Origin of the sequence: Streptomyces sp. NPDC008125 (genome assembly GCF_042957125.1) — a bacterium.
Lineage (GTDB): Bacteria > Actinomycetota > Actinomycetes > Streptomycetales > Streptomycetaceae > Streptomyces.
In genome coordinates, this window is record NZ_JBIBHR010000004.1 from 393,940 (window position 1) to 411,877 (window position 17,938).

At 70.1% G+C, this 17,938-nt stretch carries 18 protein-coding genes; 10 read left to right on the forward strand and 8 right to left on the reverse strand.

The genetic code is table 11. The features are described 5' to 3' along the window. Positions 1-10: 10 nt before the first annotated feature. From ACFZAX_RS09565 to ACFZAX_RS09590, 6 genes are all read right to left on the reverse strand, one after another. Complete coding sequence (locus ACFZAX_RS09565; protein WP_390960405.1) at positions 11-601, reverse strand: hypothetical protein; 591 nt, start codon at positions 599-601, stop codon at positions 11-13. Positions 602-745: 144 nt separating this feature from the next. Continuing rightward, positions 746-1,513: a succinate dehydrogenase iron-sulfur subunit gene (locus ACFZAX_RS09570; protein ID WP_390960406.1), complete on the reverse strand. Its 768-nt coding sequence runs from the start codon at positions 1,511-1,513 to the stop codon at positions 746-748. Further along, entirely contained in the window at positions 1,513-3,273 is a 1,761-nt protein-coding gene (sdhA, locus tag ACFZAX_RS09575; protein WP_390960407.1) for a succinate dehydrogenase flavoprotein subunit, read from the reverse strand. The genes ACFZAX_RS09570 and sdhA overlap by 1 nt, the downstream gene beginning before the upstream one ends. Positions 3,274-3,302: 29 nt before the next feature. Next, entirely contained in the window at positions 3,303-3,779 is a 477-nt protein-coding gene (locus ACFZAX_RS09580) for a succinate dehydrogenase hydrophobic membrane anchor subunit (RefSeq protein ID WP_327177609.1), read from the reverse strand. Between the two features lie 5 nt (positions 3,780-3,784). Beyond that, complete coding sequence (gene sdhC, locus ACFZAX_RS09585; protein ID WP_327177610.1) at positions 3,785-4,165, reverse strand: succinate dehydrogenase, cytochrome b556 subunit; 381 nt, start codon at positions 4,163-4,165, stop codon at positions 3,785-3,787. A 135-nt stretch (positions 4,166-4,300) separates the two neighbouring features. Further along, positions 4,301-4,873 (reverse strand): 2-oxo-4-hydroxy-4-carboxy-5-ureidoimidazoline decarboxylase, encoded by a 573-nt coding sequence (locus tag ACFZAX_RS09590; protein WP_390960408.1) that lies wholly within the window; start codon positions 4,871-4,873, stop codon positions 4,301-4,303. 638 nt (positions 4,874-5,511) lie between these two features. Here ACFZAX_RS09590 and ACFZAX_RS09595 point away from each other — a divergent pair. Together ACFZAX_RS09595 and ACFZAX_RS09600 are read left to right on the forward strand one after the other, a co-directional pair. Then, positions 5,512-7,158 (forward strand): family 20 glycosylhydrolase, encoded by a 1,647-nt coding sequence (locus ACFZAX_RS09595; protein WP_390960409.1) that lies wholly within the window; start codon positions 5,512-5,514, stop codon positions 7,156-7,158. 326 nt (positions 7,159-7,484) lie between these two features. Continuing rightward, positions 7,485-8,255 carry a hypothetical protein gene (locus ACFZAX_RS09600; protein ID WP_390960410.1) on the forward strand — a complete coding sequence of 257 codons (771 nt, stop codon included), beginning with the start codon at positions 7,485-7,487 and terminating at the stop codon, positions 8,253-8,255. Positions 8,256-8,412: 157 nt separating this feature from the next. Here ACFZAX_RS09600 and ACFZAX_RS09605 read toward each other — a convergent pair whose 3' ends face one another. Next, positions 8,413-8,994, reverse strand: a complete 582-nt coding sequence (locus tag ACFZAX_RS09605; protein WP_390960411.1) for a Uma2 family endonuclease — start codon at positions 8,992-8,994, stop codon at positions 8,413-8,415. A gap of 76 nt (positions 8,995-9,070) precedes the next feature. After that, entirely contained in the window at positions 9,071-9,508 is a 438-nt protein-coding gene (locus ACFZAX_RS09610; RefSeq protein WP_390960412.1) for a restriction endonuclease subunit S, read from the reverse strand. 128 nt (positions 9,509-9,636) lie between these two features. Between ACFZAX_RS09610 and ACFZAX_RS09615 the strand changes: the two genes are divergently transcribed. The 8 genes from ACFZAX_RS09615 (at position 9,637) to ACFZAX_RS09650 (ending at position 17,850) form a co-directional block, all read left to right on the forward strand. Continuing rightward, positions 9,637-10,887: a helix-turn-helix domain-containing protein gene (locus tag ACFZAX_RS09615; RefSeq protein WP_390960413.1), complete on the forward strand. Its 1,251-nt coding sequence runs from the start codon at positions 9,637-9,639 to the stop codon at positions 10,885-10,887. 261 nt (positions 10,888-11,148) lie between these two features. After that, the gene (locus tag ACFZAX_RS09620) at positions 11,149-11,979 is read left to right on the forward strand and encodes an alpha/beta fold hydrolase (protein WP_390960414.1); all 831 of its coding nucleotides are present in this window, start codon (positions 11,149-11,151) and stop codon (positions 11,977-11,979) included. A 156-nt stretch (positions 11,980-12,135) separates the two neighbouring features. Beyond that, a complete protein-coding gene (locus ACFZAX_RS09625) occupies positions 12,136-12,975 on the forward strand; it encodes a helix-turn-helix domain-containing protein (protein WP_390960415.1) in 840 nt (279 codons plus the stop codon). A 109-nt stretch (positions 12,976-13,084) separates the two neighbouring features. Continuing rightward, on the forward strand, positions 13,085-13,810 hold the full coding sequence (locus ACFZAX_RS09630) for an alpha/beta fold hydrolase (RefSeq protein WP_390960416.1): 726 nt from the start codon (positions 13,085-13,087) through the stop codon (positions 13,808-13,810). 564 nt (positions 13,811-14,374) lie between these two features. Beyond that, complete coding sequence (locus ACFZAX_RS09635) at positions 14,375-14,872, forward strand: hypothetical protein (protein WP_390960417.1); 498 nt, start codon at positions 14,375-14,377, stop codon at positions 14,870-14,872. A 71-nt stretch (positions 14,873-14,943) separates the two neighbouring features. Beyond that, on the forward strand, positions 14,944-15,312 hold the full coding sequence (locus ACFZAX_RS09640; protein WP_390960418.1) for a hypothetical protein: 369 nt from the start codon (positions 14,944-14,946) through the stop codon (positions 15,310-15,312). A gap of 361 nt (positions 15,313-15,673) precedes the next feature. Beyond that, complete coding sequence (locus ACFZAX_RS09645; RefSeq protein WP_390960419.1) at positions 15,674-16,426, forward strand: sigma-70 family RNA polymerase sigma factor; 753 nt, start codon at positions 15,674-15,676, stop codon at positions 16,424-16,426. Beyond that, on the forward strand, positions 16,426-17,850 hold the full coding sequence (locus ACFZAX_RS09650) for a hypothetical protein (protein ID WP_390960420.1): 1,425 nt from the start codon (positions 16,426-16,428) through the stop codon (positions 17,848-17,850). Before ACFZAX_RS09645 ends, ACFZAX_RS09650 begins: the two co-directional genes overlap by 1 nt. Positions 17,851-17,938: the final 88 nt, after the last annotated feature.

Sequence of the window (17,938 nt, forward strand, 5' to 3'; positions counted from 1 at the left end):
CGGAAGCCGCTCAGACGCTCATCGAACGCGCGGTGTTGACCTGCGCCATGACCATGGGGAACGTGTTCGGGTTCATCGCCGGGATCATCGTCGAGTGGTGCCGCCCGCCGCTCACCACCGTCACCTGGACGAACCCGGTGGTCTTCTTCTCCTTCATCAGGAGGAAGAGCAGGCCCACCAGGCAGAGCAGCGCGAACACGATCGCCAGCACGATCGCCACCGGCGGGATCTTCTCCTCCGTCCGCGACATGTCCGTCGCCGTCCACACCGCGCCCTTGAGGGGCATCGTCCCGGACGGGGTGATGACCGAGTCGTTCATGACGGTGATGTCGCCGATGCTGAGCATCGGCGCACCCGGGTAACCCTGGTGCGGCACGGGGAAGTTGCCGCCCTGCCCCGGCTGCTGCCCCGGCCCCGGGTAGCCGTACCCCGGACCCTGCGGGGCCGCCGGGCCGGGCAGCTGCTGCGGGTAGCCGTACGCCGGCGGGCCGCCCGCCGGGTAGCCGTACCCCTGACCGTCCGCCACCGTGGGCGGGTTGACCGGCTGCTGGGGCGAACCCCACTTGTAGGCGTCGTCCGCGTACGGATTCGGCTCGCTCACCACGTTCCCCGTTTCGTTCGGGCGACCCGGTGCGGTACCGGGGGCACCCGACCGTACCGTTCTGCCCCGGCGGGCGCAGCAAGAGGCCCCGCCCACCGACGCGTTCGCGTGCGGTGGGCGGGGCCTCCCGTCGGGCCGGCCGGATCAGAAGCGACGCGTGATCAGCGCGCGCTTCACTTCCTGGATGGCCTTGGTGACCTCGATGCCACGCGGGCAGGCGTCCGTGCAGTTGAAGGTCGTGCGGCAACGCCACACGCCGTCACGGTCGTTGAGGATCTCCAGCCGCTGCTCGCCGGCCTCGTCGCGCGAGTCGAAGATGAAGCGGTGCGCGTTGACGATCGCCGCCGGGCCGAAGTACTGGCCGTCGTTCCAGAACACCGGGCACGAGGACGTGCACGCGGCGCACAGGATGCACTTGGTGGTGTCGTCGAAGCGCTCGCGGTCCTCGGCGGACTGCAGACGCTCGCGGGTCGGCTCGTTCCCCTTGGTGACCAGGAACGGCATGACGTCCCGGTACGCCTGGAAGAACGGGTCCATGTCGACCACGAGGTCCTTGAGGACCGTGAGGCCCTTGATGGCCTCGACCGTGATCGGCTTCTCCGGGTTGATGTCCTTGATCAGCGTCTTGCAGGCGAGCCTGTTCTTGCCGTTGATCCGCATCGCGTCGGAGCCGCAGATGCCGTGCGCGCAGGAACGGCGGAACGTCAGAGTGCCGTCCAGCTCCCACTTGATCTTGTGAAGGGCGTCGAGGACACGCTCCTTCGGGTCGATCTCGATCTGGAAGTCCTGCCAGACCGCTTCGTCGGAGACCTCCGGGTTGAAGCGGCGGATCCGGATCGTGGCCGTGATGTACGGGGTGTCGGCGAAGCCGGGCTCGGGGGCGCTCGTCTTCTCCAGGGTCGGGGTAGCCATCAGTACTTACGCTCCATCGGCTGGTAGCGGGTCTGGACGACCGGCTTGTAGTCGAGCCGGATCGACTCGGTGCCGTCGGCCGCGACCTCGCGGTACGCCATGGTGTGGCGCATGAAGTTGACGTCGTCGCGGTTCGGGAAGTCCTCGCGGTAGTGACCGCCGCGGGACTCCTTGCGGGCCAGCGCGGACGTCGCCATGACCTCGGCCAGTTCGAGCAGGTTGCCCAGCTCGACGGCCTCCAGCAGGTCCGTGTTGAACCGCTTGCCCTTGTCCTGGATGGACACGTTCAGGTAGCGCTTGCGCAGCTCGGCGATCTTGTCGACGGCCGTCTTGATCGTCTGCTCGGTGCGGAACACCATCACGTTGGCGTCCATGCACTCCTGGAGCTCCAGGCGGATCGCCGAGACGCGCTCGGTGCCGGTGGAGTTCCGCAGGCGCTCGACCTGGTCCACGACCATCTGCGCCGGGTTCTCGGGAAGCTCGACGAAGTCGTTCTCCGCGGAGTACTCGGCGGCGGCGATGCCCGAGCGGCGTCCGAAGACGTTGATGTCGAGCAGCGAGTTGGTGCCCAGACGGTTGGCACCGTGCACGGACACGCACGCGACCTCGCCCGCGGCGTACAGGCCGGGGACGACGGTGGTGTTGTCCGCGAGCACCTCGCCCATGACGTTGGTCGGGATGCCGCCCATGGCGTAGTGCGCGGTCGGCTGGATCGGGATCGGGTCCGTGTAGGGCTCGATACCGAGGTACGTCCGCGCGAACTCCGTGATGTCCGGGAGCTTCGCGTCCAGCTGCTCCGGCGGGAGGTGCGTGAGGTCGAGGTAGACGTGGTCGCCCTCGGGACCGCAGCCGCGGCCCTCACGGATCTCCGTGTAGATGGAGCGGGACACGACGTCACGGGACGCGAGGTCCTTCATGACCGGCGCGTACTTCTCCATGAAGCGCTCGCCGTCCTTGTTGCGGAGGATGCCGCCCTCACCGCGGGCGCCCTCCGTCAGCAGGATGCCCATGCGCCAGATGCCCGTCGGGTGGAACTGGAAGAACTCCATGTCCTCCAGCGGGAGCCCGCGGCGCCACGCGGCGGCCTGGCCGTCACCGGTCAGGGTGTGCGCGTTCGACGTCACCTTGAAGAACTTGCCGGTGCCGCCGGAGGCGAAGATGATCGCCTTCGCCTGGAAGACGTGGATCTCGCCCGTGGAGAGCTCGTACGCCACGACGCCGGCGGACTTCTTCACACCGGTCTCGGGGTCCTCCTGGAGCAGGAGGTCCAGGACGTAGAACTCGTTGAAGAACTCCACCCCCTCCTTGACGCAGTTCTGGTACAGCGTCTGGAGGATCATGTGGCCCGTACGGTCCGAGGCGTAGCAGGACCGGCGGACGGGGGCCTCACCGTGGCTGCGGGTGTGCCCGCCGAAGCGGCGCTGGTCGATACGGCCCTCGGGCGTGCGGTTGAACGGCAGGCCCATCTTCTCCAGGTCGAGGACCGCGTCGATGGCCTCCTTCGCCAGGATCTCGGCGGCGTCCTGGTCGACCAGGTAGTCGCCGCCCTTGATCGTGTCGAAGGTGTGCCACTCCCAGTTGTCCTCCTCCACGTTCGCCAGCGCGGCGGCCATGCCGCCCTGCGCCGCGCCCGTGTGGGAGCGGGTGGGGTAGAGCTTCGTCAGTACCGCGGTCCGGCTGCGCTTCGTGGACTCGATGGCCGCGCGCATACCGGCGCCGCCGGCACCGACGATGACGGTGTCGTACTTGTGGATCTGCATGATTTCCTCTGGTCCCTCTGGCCCGGCGCCTAGCGGATGTTCGGGTCGAAGGTGAAGATCACCAGCGTGCCCAGCAGGACGGTGAAGACCGTGGCGGTGTACAGGAGCATCTTGAGCCAGAAGCGGGTGTTCGCCCGTTCGGCGTAGTCATTGATGACCGTACGGAGGCCGTTGGAGCCGTGGAGCATGGCGAGCCAGAGCATCGCCAGGTCCCAGACCTGCCAGAACGGCGAAGCCCAGCGGCCCGCCACGAAGGCGAAACCGATCTTGGAGACGCCGCCGTCGAGCACCAGCTGGATCAGCAGGTGGCCGATGACGAGGACGACCAGGACGATGCCCGACAGGCGCATGAAGAGCCAGGCGTACATCTCGAAGTTGCCACGCGTCGACTTGGGGGTCTTGCCGGTCCGCTTGCGCGGGGGCTCGATCACCGGGGCCGGGTGGTCGACGTCGTACAGGCTCACGCCTTCGACGTCACCGATCGCGGAGGAGGTCTCGGTCGACATTGGCCTCAGCTCCCGAAGATTTCACGTACGGCGTGACCGAGGACGGGGTACAGGGCCCCCACCATCAGCACGATCCAGATGCCCAGCACGGTCCAGAGCATCTGCTTCTGGAAGCGCGGGCCCTTGGACCAGAAGTCCACGGCGACGATCCGCAGACCGTTCAGCGCGTGGAACAGGATGGCGGCGACCAGGCCGTACTCGAGGAGCGCGACGATCGGGGTCTTGTAGGTGTTGACGACGTCGTCGTACGCCTCGGGGGAGACACGGACGAGAGCGGTGTCCAGGACGTGTACGAACAGGAAGAAGAAAATGAGGACACCGGTGACTCGATGAGCCACCCAGGACCACATGCCTTCCCGGCCGCGGTACAGCGTTCCAGCCGGCACGGAAGAACCCTCCGGGAGCGGGGATTGGGGTCGGCCGGCTTGACTGTCGGTCTGACCCGGCCGGGTACGGTCCACCGGCCCCGGCCATGGTAGCGACGCTTTGTCGGTTCGTTCGCGCCGGGGCCCCAGCTGTGATCAAAGAGGCAATCGATCAGCCACGGACGGGCTAGGGGTTTCCGGGCCCGGAACCGTGTCCGCCGCCGTGCCCGGAGAGGGCGCCGACACCAGCTCGATGATGCGTTCCCGGGCGAGCCGCCGCATCTCCTCCGCGGTGACCGAGCGTTCCTCGTCCGGATCGTGGGCCAGCCGGGCCCGGATCCCGGCGAGCACCTGGTCCACGTGGTGGGAGGGCCGATGGCCGTCCAGACAGAGCACGAACGCGTGATCGAACTTGGTCACGTACGCGGCGTGCGCCGCCTGCAACGCCAGACGCGCCGCGTGGGGCGCGTCCTCGCGCAGCGAGGGTGCCGTCTCGCCGGCGAGCGCCTCGGTGACATCCGTGGGAGACAGGTCGTAGCCCGCTTCGTCGGAGGCGGCGAGCAAGGAGTCCAGATCGGGATACGGGCGGTACGAGGCCACGCGGTGCGCCCAGCGGGTGCTGCCGCAGCACTCCAGCAGGGCGGCCTCCGCCACCGGGAACGGAGCCGTGTTGAACCGGGTAAGTCCGTGCGGGGCCATGGGGCCCTGGAGGAATGGGTCCTGGTCCATCGCGTCCTGGTCCATCGGGTCCTGGCGGTGTGGGCCCCTGGGCGGTGGGGCGGGTGCGGAGCCGTGGTCGCGGACCGGACGGGCCGTCCGGCGGCCGGTCGGCCGCACCTGCTCCGGCACGCCGCCGGTGGTGGGCTCGCTGGACCTGGACAGCGTGAACTCCTCGGACGAATGAACATCAGGACCCTGGAGAGGGGTCGGGAAGGCCGCGAAGGCAGGGAAGGCCGGAAGGGCAGCGAAGTCGCACGGGGGACGAAAGTGAAGGGAGTGGCGTATGTGCCGCAACGGTAGCGAGACCAGAGGACACCCGTCCGGCGGAATCCAGGAAACCACCCGAACGAGAGAGTTTCGGAACGTTTGACTGACATCCCGTCCGATCGTTGCATCCCTCGATCGGGCTAAGTGCGGGCCAGTGGCAGGTTTCGGCGCGTCAGTGCGCGTATCTCTGCGGCGTGTGCCCTCGCCGTAGACCTCAACGGCCCCCGAGGTTTCCGGGGCCCTCGGACGCCTCCGACCCCTCGCCATCCATATATCCCGTAGGCCCCACACATCCCTCATGCCTCTCACGCCTTGTGTGTCGCTTGTGTTCACTGTGACCCGCCCTCCACGCCCCCCCACGCCCCGGAGGTTTTCGCCCCATGTCCCCCTCACGCGGTGCCCTCGCCGGAGCGGCCCTCACCACCGCTGCCGCGCTCGCTCTCGTCTCCTGCGGTTCGGGTGACGGCGGCGGCTCCGAGCCCACCGGGGACGCCGCCTCGTCGGCGTCCTCCATATCCCCCTCGTTCCCCGACGCGTCGACACCCGCCGCCGGTTCCTCCTCGCCCTCCCCGTCACCCACCCGCAGCTACGCCCTCTCCGCGGCGCCCCGCACCATTCCGGCCGTGCGCGAGCACACCGCCGCGCGCGGCCCCGGCTGGAAGCCCACCTCTTCCGGGGCGGTGGTCGTCGCCGACGGCAGCGGCGCCCTCGCCGACGAGGCCAGGCTGCTCGCCAAGGAGCTGCGGCTGCGCTACAGGGGGGAGGCCGCCGCCCGTTCGGGTGACGTCGAGCTCTCCCTGGACAAGGGAGCGAAGACCGGCGCCGAGTCGTACACCCTCACCGCGCGGGACGGCCGGGTGACCATCAGCGGCCCCGACGAGGCCGGCGTCTTCTGGGGCACCCGCACCCTCAAACAGTCGGTCGCCGCCGACGGCACCTTCCCCGAGGGCGTCGTCAACGACCGCCCCGACCGACCGCAGCGCGGCCTCAACCTGGACATCGCGCGCAAGCCGTACGGCGTCGACTGGATCGAGGACCGGCTCCGCGAGATGGCGGACCTCAAGATGAACCAGTTCGGCCTGCACTTCTCCGACGACCAGGCGTTCCGCATCGAGTCCCGCTCGCATCCCGAGGTGGTCTCCCAGGACCACCTGAGCCAGGCCCAGGTGAAGCACATCCTCGCGCTGGCGAAGAGCCTGCACATCGAGGTGGTCCCCGAGATCGACTCGCCCGGACACCTCGGCGCCGTACTCCGGGCCCACCCCGACCTCCAGCTCCACAGCGTCTCCGGGGCGGTGTCCAAGGGGTCCCTCGACATCTCGAAGCCGGGAGCGGCGAAGCTGGTCGACGAACTGCTCGACGAGTTCACCGGCCTCTTCGGCGGGAAGTTCTGGCACCTGGGCGCCGACGAGTACCAGGCGCTCACGGTCCCCGACCCCGGCGCCTCGTACCCGCAACTCCTGGCCGCCGCCCGGCAGAAGTACGGCGACGGCGCCACCATCGAGGACCTCGCCACCGGCTGGCTCAACGACCGCGCCGCCGTGGTCCGCCCGAAGGGGATGACCACGAAGGCCTGGAACGACGGCCTCTTCAGCGGCGGCACCGTACAGGCGGACAAGCGGATCGAGATCGAGTACTGGACGGGCAAGGAGATCGGCGCCCGCGAACCGGAGGCGTACCTGGGCGAAGGACGCCCGGTGGTGAACCTCAACGACGAGTTCCTCTACTACGTGCTCGGCGAGCCCAACGAGTTCGTCTACCCGACCGGGAAGCGGATCTACGAGCAGTGGACCCCGCTCGTCCTGCGCGGCACCCGGCCGGTCCCGGCCACGTACTCCGACCAGATCCTGGGCGGCCGGTTCGCCGTCTGGGGCGACTTCCCCAACGCCCAGACCCAGGCGCAGGTGGCCGAGGGCATCCGGATGCCGCTGAAGGCCACCGCGCAGAAGCTCTGGGTGCCGGGGAAGCCCGCCCTGAGCTGGGCGGCGTTCACCGGGCTGGCAGGGAAGATCGACGGGCGGGGGTGAGGCTGCTCCTCCCGGAGCTCCCGGTGGCTCCGGGAGGTCTCCGAGAGATCTCGGGGTGACTTCCGGGAGGCGTGCGGGAGGCGTGGGGGAGGCGTGCGGAATCAAGCCGTCCGGTGGCCGGGGGGCGGGTCGGCCGCCGGGATCCGCTTCTGGTTTCCTCCATCAACATCGCGCCGAACAGGAGCCATTTTTCCTGATTTCTGGGATTGTTGTGGCTGGTGGGGCGCCTCCGACGGCGCCCTGGCGCGCGTTCTCCGGCCGGGGTGGGGTGACGTATTCACGCCGGTCCGGCGCTGTACGCGACACAGAAGACCTGGGGGTACGTCATGAACCTGTGGGACCTCATCGCCCGCGCCGACGCGCGTGCACTCGCCGCGAGCGGCCTCGCCTGCCTCGACCGCTGTCTGCCCCCGGCCCCGGAGGGCGACGGCCCGGAACCGCTGCGCCCGCTCTGGGCGAGCTGCGAGGACGGCACCGCGTGGGCGGCCCGACTCGCCGCCGCACGCGAGACCGTCGCGGCTCTGGCCCCTCCGGCGGCCCCCGTGATCCCCACCCAGGCCCCCTCGGCAGCCCCGGGGCCCTCGGCCGGCTCGGTCCCGCTGTCCGGCCCCGGTTCCGGCACCGGGTTCGGCCCCGGTTCCGGCACCGGGTTCGGCCCCGGGGAACCGCTCGCCCGCATCCGGGCGATGCTGGACGCCGCCCCGGAGACCTTCGAGGCCGGTCCCCTGCGGGTCTGGGCCGATGCCTGCTCCCTGCTCTCCCTGGAGATCCACCGGCGGGCCGACCGGCCGTCCACCCCGGACACGGACACCCCTGCGGCGGACGCGGCGGACGCGGTGGGTCCGGACGGGGCGCCGGGGAGCGGCGAACGGGAAACCCTGGAACTGCTGAGGATCGGCTCCGCCGGGGCCGAGGCCGACGCGGGCCCGCTCGTCGCGGGCGAACTGCGCCGCCAGCGCGAGCTGCTGGAGATCCTCGCCGAGACCGCCGGCTCGCCCGGCAGCGGCGCGGGACTGCGGCGGGCCCTCGACCACTCGACGGAGGGCCGCCGGGTACTGCGCGCGGTCATGTCACGGCGGGCACGCAACCAGGCGTGAGGGGTGCGGGTGAGGGAGCGTGGGGTCGGCCGAATCGGCGGTGGCCTGCCGGTGAGCGGGTCCCGGACCCGGACGGGTGAGGACGCCGGCCCGGCCGCGGCGTCCCGTACGCTGCGGCCGGGTTGCTCCGGTCAGTTGCGCCGGTCGGTTGCCCCGGTCAGTTGCGCCGGGAGGGCGTGAGCGTGTCGAGGTCGAGGCTGATGCCGAAGGGCACTGGGCGCTGGAGTGAGCCCCGGAAGATACCGGCGGGGGCGTAGGTGCCCGTAGGTCCGTCGAGTTCGTAGACGTGGACGGCTGGTTCGCCGTCCTCGTGCTCGATGCGCCAGTAGTGCGGGATGCCGGCCTCCGCGTACTTGCGGAGCTTGACCGTACGGTCGCGGTGGGCGGACTCGGGGGAGACCACTTCCACGACGAGCCTCACGTTCTCCGGTGCGTACCAGGTGCGGCCCGGGTCGTAGGGAAGGTCCGTCAGCAAGAGGTCCGGCTCGGGGCGGTTCCGGGCGTCCAGGCGGATCGTCATCTCCCGTTCCACCTCGATACCCGTGGGTGCCTGCGCCGTGAGCGTCGTGGTCAGGGCGGTGATGAGGCGGCCATGCCAGGAGGTCTGGGGCGACATCATGAATACGAGGACTCCGTCGATCAGCTCGGTGTGGCGCGGGGCCTCGGGGAGGTGATCCAGGTCCTCCGCGAACCAGCCTTCCGCGCGGGGCGGGCGCATCCAGTCAGGCAGTGCGGTCATGCCTTCACGGTAGCGGCTTTGGCAGTGGCGGGCGGGTGCTCCCAGGAGCACAGGCTCACCGCACCACCACGCAGGTCTACGACGCGTGCACGATGCCTCCGCCGAGCACCTCGCTGCGGATGTTCTGCGTCAGAGCGACCTGTTCGAGCAACAGGCGCTCGTGTTCGTCCAGCATTCTCATCGTCCCGGCGATCGCCTGCTGGGTTGCCGAATCGGGCACCACCACGGGCAGGTCCTTGAGGACATCGAGGGAGATGGTCTTCATCTGCATGCTCCCCGTCGAGTGGGTGTCGAGCCATGCGCGTGCCTCCTGGCCGCGCAGGTACGCGGCGAAGTAGTCGGCGTCGAGCCCGGCGACCGGACGCAGCAGGAAGCACCCCGTGCCGCACACCCAGTCGCGCTGCTCCTCGCGGACGACCGCGGCCCGTCCCGGTTCCCCCGGGCGCGCCAGGACGACATCGCCCGGCGCAGGCGTTCCGGCGCCGTCCGGTCGGGCGGCAGCTCCGCGCTTCACTCACGTACAGACCGATACAAAAGGGTTTATTTACGCCTTTCGACACATGCGGCAACCCGCAAAATGTTGAAAATTTGATCTCCTGGTTTCGCTCCTTGTAGAAAGAGGGCGTACTCAGGAGGAACGCCATGTCGGAACGGATCCAGCGGGCACGCGGGGGCAGCGAAGCGCTGCAAGCGCAGGTGGACGAGCTCGCGGAAGAACTGCGCCGGTCCGTCGTCCTGGACGATCCCCTGGTCCGGCTGATCTGTTCGAGCCGCCACTTCGGCGACGAGGACCCGGTACGCATCCGCAGCCTCCTGCAGGGGCGCGCGGACAATGAGCCCATCAGGTACATCCTCGACCTGGGCGTCGCCCAGTGGACCGCGCCCGGCTTCATCGAGGGCCGGGACGATCTCGGGCTGCTCACGCGCTACTGCGTGCCGTTGCGCGAGCGCGGCCTCCTGCTCGGACTGCTCATGGTCGTCGCACCCGGCAGGTCGTTGCCGGAGCACGCGACCGAGGCCATCGCCCGAGTCGTCCCCGCCATGGCCGCCCAGATGTACGCGGAACACCTGGCTGCGACCGCCGAGGAATCGGGCGAACGGGAACTGCTTCCGGCGCTCCTCGGCCGGGGCGCGACGGCGCGCGCCACCGCGCAGCAGAAGATCGTGGACAGCGGCCTGCTCCGGAACACCGCCGAGACCGTCGTCACCCTCGTGCAGGTGTCCCGCTCCCCCGAGCCTCCCGGGCAGGTGGAGCTCGCCCTGCAAGGAGCGCTCGAAAAGTACCGCCAGACGCGGTGGGGTCAAGGCATCGTGGCCGTCGCCCCCGAGCGGGCGGTCCTGCTCCAGGCGTTCGACCGCCCGACGGATCCGCAGGACCTCGCCGACCAGTCCGCCCGCATCCTGGAGGCGCTCGGCACCTTTCTGGACCCCGCCGCAGCCCCCGTCATCGGCGTGGGCGGGCGTCAGTCAGGACTGGCTGACGCATGGATCTCCTACGAGCAGGCAGCCGTAGCGGCCCGGGCGGCGCGGCGGTTGCCACGACTGAAGGGCGCGGGGGACTGGGAGGAACTGGGTGAGTTCGCCGTGCTGCTCCAGCTTCCGGACCACACGCTCAACGAGTCCCTGCTGCCGAAGGCGTTGCGCGTCCTTCTCGGGCACACGGGCGGCGATCGGCTCGTGGAGACGCTGCGCACCTTCCTCGATCATGCCGGATCGATTCCCCGGACCGCGGAAGCACTACAGATTCACCGCACCTCCCTCTACTACCGGCTCCGGCAGATCCAGGAGATCACTGGGCTCGATCTGGACAGCGGAGCCGACCGGCTCGTCCTGCATACGGGCCTGCGCCTCCAGGACCTCCTCGCGTCCCCGGACGACGACGCGCGTGCGTGAGCACGGTCGCGCCGCCCGGGAGCGGGGCACTACAGAACGATGAAAGACCGACGCGGGCGCTACAGAGTGACGTGACTTTCCTCGGCCGATCCCTACGGAGCGCGGTGGCGGTGAAGGGCTGCGCCCGCCGACAATGGTCACCACAGGGAGCTGACCAGCGTGTTTCGCTCCTGCCGGACATCAGGACGCCCATCGTGGAGGTCCCTTCCGCGATGCCCCGGCGCGACGCTTCGAAGAAGGGCGGCACTGGACGTGCAACACATGACGACGAGCGACGGCGTGCGGCTGTCATATCGGGACAGCGGGGGCGAGGGCACTCCGCTGCTCATGCTCCACGGCTGGGGCCAGACCCAGGAGATGTTCCGGTACCAGTACGAGGGCCTCGCCCCGTCGCGACGCGTCGTCACCGTGGACTTCCGGGGGCACGGGCGGTCCGAGAAGCCGCACCACGGCTACCGCATCGCCCGACTGGCTCGCGACGTCCGCGAGCTCGTCGAGCATCTGGGGCTCGAACGGTTCGACGCCCTCGGCTGGTCGATGGGCGTCTCCGTGTGGTGGAGCTTCATCGACCAGTACGGAACCGGTGGGATCCGCCGGTTCATCGCCGTGGACCAGCCGGCGGCCGTCGCCGCCGTTCCGTGGATGACGCCGGACGAACAGCGCGACTGCGGCGCGATCTTCGACGTCCCCGGACTGCTCGAACTCGGTGCCGCACTCGCAGGCCCGGACGGGGACCGGGTGCGTCACGACTTCGTACGCGGCATGTTCTCCGGTGACACCGACCCGGAGATCCTCGCCTTCGTGGCGCAGGAGATCACGTCTACGCCCGCCCACGCGGGCGTGCCTCTCCTCTTCGACCACTGTGCGCAGGACTGGCGGGACGTACTGCACCGCATCGACGTACCGAGCCTGGTGATCGGCTGCGACGGAAGCCACGTGGATCCCGCTTCGCAGCGGTTCGTCGCCGACGCTGTCCCCGACGCGCGGCTCCACATCTTCCCGGTGAGTGTGGCGAGTTCCCACTTCCCGTTCCTCGAGAACCCGCCCGCCTTCAACGCCGTGGTGGACAAGTTCCTGACCGAAGCCCCGTAGGCGCTTCTTCATCCCGTATCGGGCCCGATCGCGCGGCGTCGGTGTGGCGCGGCGTCGGATGCCCGTGCGGCGACGGCCGGGCCCCGCGGCCGAATCGCGGCCCGCGCACGGCTTCGCCCGTTCCTCAGTTCTTCGTAGGTACGACTGGAGTTCACCGTGACCGAGACGGTCATATCAGGCATGCTCAAAAACGCGTACGTGTCAGAGAAGGAACCGGCTGGAGATGCCGGCTTCGGGCACCCCAGAGATCTTCCCTGGCCGGCGGTCGCGGGCGAGACGGAGTGCCTCTACGTGGGGCTCTGCGTCAAGAGATCGAAGACGGTTTTCCACAGAGGCGTCGCTCGTGAGCTGGATTCCGGAGACCTGGTGGTCGCGGTCGGTGCGCGCGGGGAACTCCCCTTCGACCAAGATTTCGCGGTCTTCCGTATCTCCTTCGACTTCCTGGGTGTCTCCCGTCGGAGCCTCCATCGACTGGCCGAGACCCATGTCAGCGGTGGCTCCGGGATTGCATCTCTGGTCTCCCAGTTCCTCGGCGCGCTCGTCGGAGAGGAGTTTCGCCATTCCGAAATCAATAGACGGCTGGCTGTCAACGCGGTGGATCTTATTGCGGCACTCGTGGGTGAACTGGTCGAGGACGATGATTCCGACGAAGAACTGGTTCGCGAACAAATACTCGGCCGAATCAAGGCGTACATAGTTGAGAACCTGATGGATCCGGGGATGTCGCCCGAATCCATCGCGCGAGCCCACTACATATCTGTGCGCTACCTGCACAAAATGTTCCAAGGAGAGGGCGTCACGGTGAGTTCTCTGATACGGGAGCTGAGACTCGATGCCTGCCGTCGAGAACTCCGGATGTCTCTCAATCGCCGAAGGACCGTCGCGGCCGTCGCGCAGAGTTGGGGGTTCGTCAGCAGCTCGCATTTCAGTCGAGTATTTCGCCAGGCCTATGGTGTGTCCCCCCGCGAATGGCAGTCCTCGGGCCGGGAAGCCTGACAACCGACCCGCGCCGCCGACCGTCGGCAATCCGAACCATCTCCCCAAGCAGTCCGCGCGTCGTCGCGCACGGCACCCCACGCCTGCTCCACAGGAAGAGAACACAGCCATGCCCAAGCCCGCCCCCACGCCCACGGTCGTCCTGGTTCACGGCGCGTTCGCCGATGCCGCGAGCTGGATGGGGGTCATCGAGGAACTCCAGCGCGCCGGCATTCCCGTCGTGGCGCCCTCGAATCCTCTGCGGGGCTTGGCCTCCGACGCCGCGTACATCGCCTCCTTCGCCGCGCAGATCGATGGTCCCGTCGTGCTGGTGGGGCACTCCTACGGAGGTGCGCTGATCACCGTCGCCGGCGCCACCGAGAGCGTCGTCGGCCTCGTTTACGTGGCCGGCTACGTGCTGGAGGAGGGCGAAAGCCTGGGTGAACTCCAGGGCCGCTTCCCTGAATCGCTCCTGGTCTCCCATCTGGAGGAGCGCATGTACCCGATCGAGGGCGGTGGAGCGGCGGCCGAGGTCACCATCCGCCGGGACGCCTTCCCTGCCGTGTTCGCCGCAGACGTCTCGCCGGCCGTCACAGAGGTCCTGGCCGCCTCCCAACGCCCGCTCGCCGTCTCCGCGTTCACCGAAAAGGCCTCAACGGCGGCCTGGCGCACAAAGCCTTCCTGGGCGCTGGTGGCCGCTGCCGACCAGGCCATCAACCCCGAGGTGGAGCGCTTCGGCGCACAGCGGGCCGGCGCCACGACCGTCGAGCTCGAAGGGGCCTCGCACGCGGTGGCCATCTCCCGGCCGAAGTCGGTCGCCGACCTGATCCGCGAAGCGGTGCGCACCCTCGCCTGAGTGAATACGCCCAAAGTCGTGGGTACCGCCTGCGTCGAGCGTCTCCTGTGGACGCACTACCTCTCCGCACGTCGTACCGGCCACCGGGGCCACTCCGTCCGAGTCACTCGTGCGGACCGCGCGCTTCGCTCCTGTCAGACTCCGACATCCGAGCGCGGCCTGTACATGCGTTCCGCTCACCGCGCCACAACGGAAACCGGCTTCTCGCCGCTCGATCCCGCCCGATCTCCTGCACCGCGGAGTCAGCCGGAGTCAGCCGGTGTCAGCTGGAGTCAGCCGGAGTCAGCCGGGACTTCCGTCAACCTCCGCGGTACACCGCCGCAGGGTGCGCGGCTCCGGCCGTCGGATGTGCCCGGAACCTGCGTAGGGGCTGTCCCGTAATACCCCTGCCGTCACCGAAGCGCTTCCAGACCTGCGCATCCCTCCCTGGCCGAGGGCCCAGCAGCGTCCCATCGCCCCTCTGAGCCTGTCCGTAAACGTCTCTACGGTGGCGCCCGGCGAACGCAACCCCGAATCCTCGAGCCTCTCCACTCAGACTTTCGCCTGACCCGCAGGAGACGGACCATGCCGCCCACCCCGCCCATAGTGCTCAGCAACGCCTTCTACGCCTTCTACGACTTGCTCCGCCCGGCCTATTACGCCTACGCCGAAACGCGCCTCGCCCCGGAAGAGGCCCAGGTGGCCGTGTCCCACCTCTTCGACCTCGTCGCCGCCAACTGGACCACCATTGTCAGTGAGCCCTGCCCGACCGCCTGGGCCTGGAACCGTCACACCCGATCCGTCGCGCGCCGAAGCGGCCGCATCCTCACGCCGACCCAGGACGTCTCGCTCCTCCACGACAGGCTCCTGCTGACCACCGATCAGATCGCCACGATCACCGGCGCCGAGACCGCCACCATCACCGCACTCCTGGCGGCTGCCCACCGCGAAGGGCGCCCCGCCACCCGTCCAGCGCGCTTCGCGCCACCCGCGCCCCGTCCGACGACCCACCCGATGGCCTTCAGCCGGGTGTCCCGGCCGAGCAGCACGGGGCATTCCGCACCCGAGTGCCTGGTCGGGTGATCGTCTGCCTGCCCGTGCTGAGACGTCGCCAGCCTGATCACGGGGGTGGGAAGCGGGTGTTCCGTACCCCCGTGGCTGCCACGGCGGTCCCGTTCTTCGGACTGGCCTGCGAGGGTACGGACGTGCCAGAGGACGTGACGATGCAGCCGCGAACGGCGGATGTGAAGTGGTCGACGGGGTCGGTCCGGATCATGAGTCAGGCGGTCAGTGCGAGCGACATCCCCACTCGTCTGGGGCTCGCAGCGGACGCGCAGTTCGAGCGGGGCAGCCTGAGCGCCGCAACCCACGTGACCGTCGTGGCCGTTGCCGATGGCAAGCTCGGCTGGATGGCTTCGTGGCGTGTGATGGACCACGACGTCCTGATGCGGGCCATGCTTGACGGATCCACGGAGTCGGTCGCATCGGCCAACTGCTCGCTCCAGGAGCCCCACCCACCTTGAGGCGCTGCCGTCCATCGGGGCCAGCCGCAACGAGGCTGGCGCGTTGGTCACGCCGCTGGCCACAGAGGCGGACTCCGGCTCCGACAACCGCAGGGCAGAGCGACTTCTGACAGGAAGACGGCCGGGGCCGCCACCCCCCACAGGAGAGGCCTCGGCCGTCTTCCACGAAGCCGCAGCGCGGCCCCGTACCCCACTCAGCGCCGTGGTCGCGTTTTCTGTCACACCCGGGGCCTGCCGACGGTTTGTTGCGACTTGTACAAGCCATGGACGCGACACCCGCCGAGCACGTAGCGTGCTGACCGCGCAGGGTGGCGCAGCGGCGGTGACCAGCCGCGATTCGGGACAGCAGGGCGGTTGAGGAGTGCTGGGGGACGACGCGGAGCTGACCGCCGCGGTGCTCGCGGCGCAGGGCGGGAGCGAGGAATCCTTCCGTGTTGTGTACCGCGCCGTGCAGCCACGGTTGTTGGGGTACATACGAACGCTGGTGGGGGACGCGGACGCGGAGGACGTGGCGTCCGAGACGTGGTTCCAGATCGCCCGCGATCTGAGCCGGTTCAGCGGGGACGCCGACCGGTTCCGGGGATGGGCCGCCCGGATCGCGCGCAACCGTTCCCTGGACCATCTGCGGATGCGCGGGCGCAGGCCCGCGATCGGCGGTGACGAGGAGGAGTTGACGGGGCGTCCGGCGGATTCGGACACCGCGGGGGAGGCCATCGAGGCCATCGGCACCGAGCGGGCCATGGCGCTCATAGCCCGGCTCCCGCAGGACCAGGCCGAAGCGGTCGTCCTGCGGGTGGTCGTCGGCCTCGACGCGAAGAGCGCCGCGCAGACGCTGGGCAAGCGGCCCGGTGCCGTACGTACCGCCGCGCACCGTGGGCTGAAGAGACTGGCGGAGATGCTGGGAGGGGAGCAGCGGGAAGCGGAATGGGCCGGTACGGTCCCTGGAGGGCCGATGAACGACGGGCCGGAGTGCGGTGCGGGGGGTCTGGGCGGGCCCGGTCCGGAACTCGGCGCCGTACCCGCGCAGCGCCTCGGGCGAGGTGGTGTGGCGGCGCCCGCGGGAGTGGTTCCCGGAGTGACGCATTCGCGTCCGTGGACGCAGAAGGACATGTGATGGCCGACGACCGGGACGAATGGCTCGACAGGGAAGCGGCGGAGAGACTGCTCCGCGGCGAACCGGTCGTGCCTCCCGGAGGCCAGGCGCGTTCCGCCGCACGGAGTCTCTCCGATGTGCTCGGCGCGGCCCGTCCGGAATCGTCGGTCGATGGTGAACTCCCTGGCGAGGAAGCGGCGTTGGCTGCCTTCCGGCAGGTGGGGCCGGTGCGCGGGGCGTCCGGGGCAGGGCGCCACCGGCGGCCCGTCGGGCCGGTCCCGGAGGCCGGTACGGCCCCGGCCGGGGGCATGCTCGACCCGGTGCGGCTCGGTACGCCGTCCTCCTCGTCCCGCCGCCGGGAGCGGCCCCGCTTCGGCCGGCCGGTACGCATCGGCCTGGCGGCCTCGCTCGCGGGATGCGCGCTCGGCGGCGTCGCGGTGGCGGCCGGTACGGGCACGCTGGCCGGGGTGTTCGGCGGCGCGGAAAACGGCCCGGCGAGCACCGTGTCGGTGGCCGCCTCGCCGGACGACGCCACCCTGGACCCGTCCGGGACGCACACCCCTTCCGGCGCCCCGACGGGGGCCGGCGCCCCCTCCGGCGCGGGCTCCGGCGGAACCGTCCCGGGCGCGGACGGCGGCGCCGCCCCGGACACCGACGGGCCGGACACCGGCGGGCCGGACACCGACGGGCCGGACGACGGCAACGGCACGGGGGCGGAGGGTGGTTCGGGCAGCAACGCCGGTGGGCACGGCGACGGGGGCGGGTCCCAGGACCGGGGCACGTACGGCGGCCCAGGTGGCTCGGGCGGCTCGGGCGACTTCGGGTCCGGCAGGTACGCCGAGACCGTGGAGGACTGCCACGACTACCGGGACGGAGACCTGGACGAGCGGGAGCGCCGCAGCCTCGCCGAACTGGCCCGGGGTGAGAAGAACATTCCGGAGTACTGCGCAAGGATCACGGCCGCGTACCCCGGTGGCTCCGTCGCGGGCGACAGCCCGGACGGGGCGGCCCCGGACGGCACCGGGTACGGCTCCGGCCACGCCGGTGACGGCAAGGGCGAGTGGGGCCAGGACGCTGACCGGCAGGGGCAGTCGTCCGCCTACCCGCTGCGGAACGCCCCCGCGACCGGTCCGGCCGCCACCACCCTCGCCGCAGCGCCGCCCGCGGCTCCGGCCTCGTCGGCGCCGAAGACGGCCACGCCGGCAGGCGCGAGGACGAACGCCACGAACAGCCGGGGCCACGGCCACGGCCCCGGGCCCGAGCGAACCGGGCAGGCCGGGCGGACCGAGCGGACTGGGCAGGCCGAGCGGGCCGGGCAGGCCGGGCAGGCCGCACGGGAGGCGCGGGCCTACCGGGGCGGGTACGGCGGGCAGGGTGCCGAGTACGGATCCGACGGGGCCGCCGAACCCGGTTCCTGGACCCCCGGCCGTGCCGCCCACGGGTAGGGCTGACCGCTCCTCCGACGTGTGGCTGGTGTGCGTCCCGTCACATCCGGCCCGCAGCTGTGACGTTTTTCGGATGGCTGACGCAGTA

Bases quoted from the DNA above. Each gene is read 5' to 3' on its own strand.
- ACFZAX_RS09615 (WP_390960413.1), top strand. From the start codon at position 9,637: ATGTCGGAACGGATCCAGCGGGCACGCGGGGGCAGCGAAGCGCTGCAA.
- ACFZAX_RS09570 (WP_390960406.1), bottom strand. From the start codon at position 1,513: ATGGCTACCCCGACCCTGGAGAAGACGAGCGCCCCCGAGCCCGGCTTC.
- ACFZAX_RS09580 (WP_327177609.1), bottom strand. From the start codon at position 3,779: ATGTCGACCGAGACCTCCTCCGCGATCGGTGACGTCGAAGGCGTGAGC.
- ACFZAX_RS09590 (WP_390960408.1), bottom strand. From the start codon at position 4,873: ATGGACCAGGACCCATTCCTCCAGGGCCCCATGGCCCCGCACGGACTT.
- ACFZAX_RS09630 (WP_390960416.1), top strand. From the start codon at position 13,085: ATGCCCAAGCCCGCCCCCACGCCCACGGTCGTCCTGGTTCACGGCGCG.
- ACFZAX_RS09595 (WP_390960409.1), top strand. From the start codon at position 5,512: ATGTCCCCCTCACGCGGTGCCCTCGCCGGAGCGGCCCTCACCACCGCT.
- ACFZAX_RS09620 (WP_390960414.1), top strand. From the start codon at position 11,149: ATGACGACGAGCGACGGCGTGCGGCTGTCATATCGGGACAGCGGGGGC.
- ACFZAX_RS09600 (WP_390960410.1), top strand. From the start codon at position 7,485: ATGAACCTGTGGGACCTCATCGCCCGCGCCGACGCGCGTGCACTCGCC.
- ACFZAX_RS09635 (WP_390960417.1), top strand. From the start codon at position 14,375: ATGCCGCCCACCCCGCCCATAGTGCTCAGCAACGCCTTCTACGCCTTC.
- ACFZAX_RS09605 (WP_390960411.1), bottom strand. From the start codon at position 8,994: ATGACCGCACTGCCTGACTGGATGCGCCCGCCCCGCGCGGAAGGCTGG.
- sdhA (WP_390960407.1), bottom strand. From the start codon at position 3,273: ATGCAGATCCACAAGTACGACACCGTCATCGTCGGTGCCGGCGGCGCC.
- ACFZAX_RS09650 (WP_390960420.1), top strand. From the start codon at position 16,426: ATGGCCGACGACCGGGACGAATGGCTCGACAGGGAAGCGGCGGAGAGA.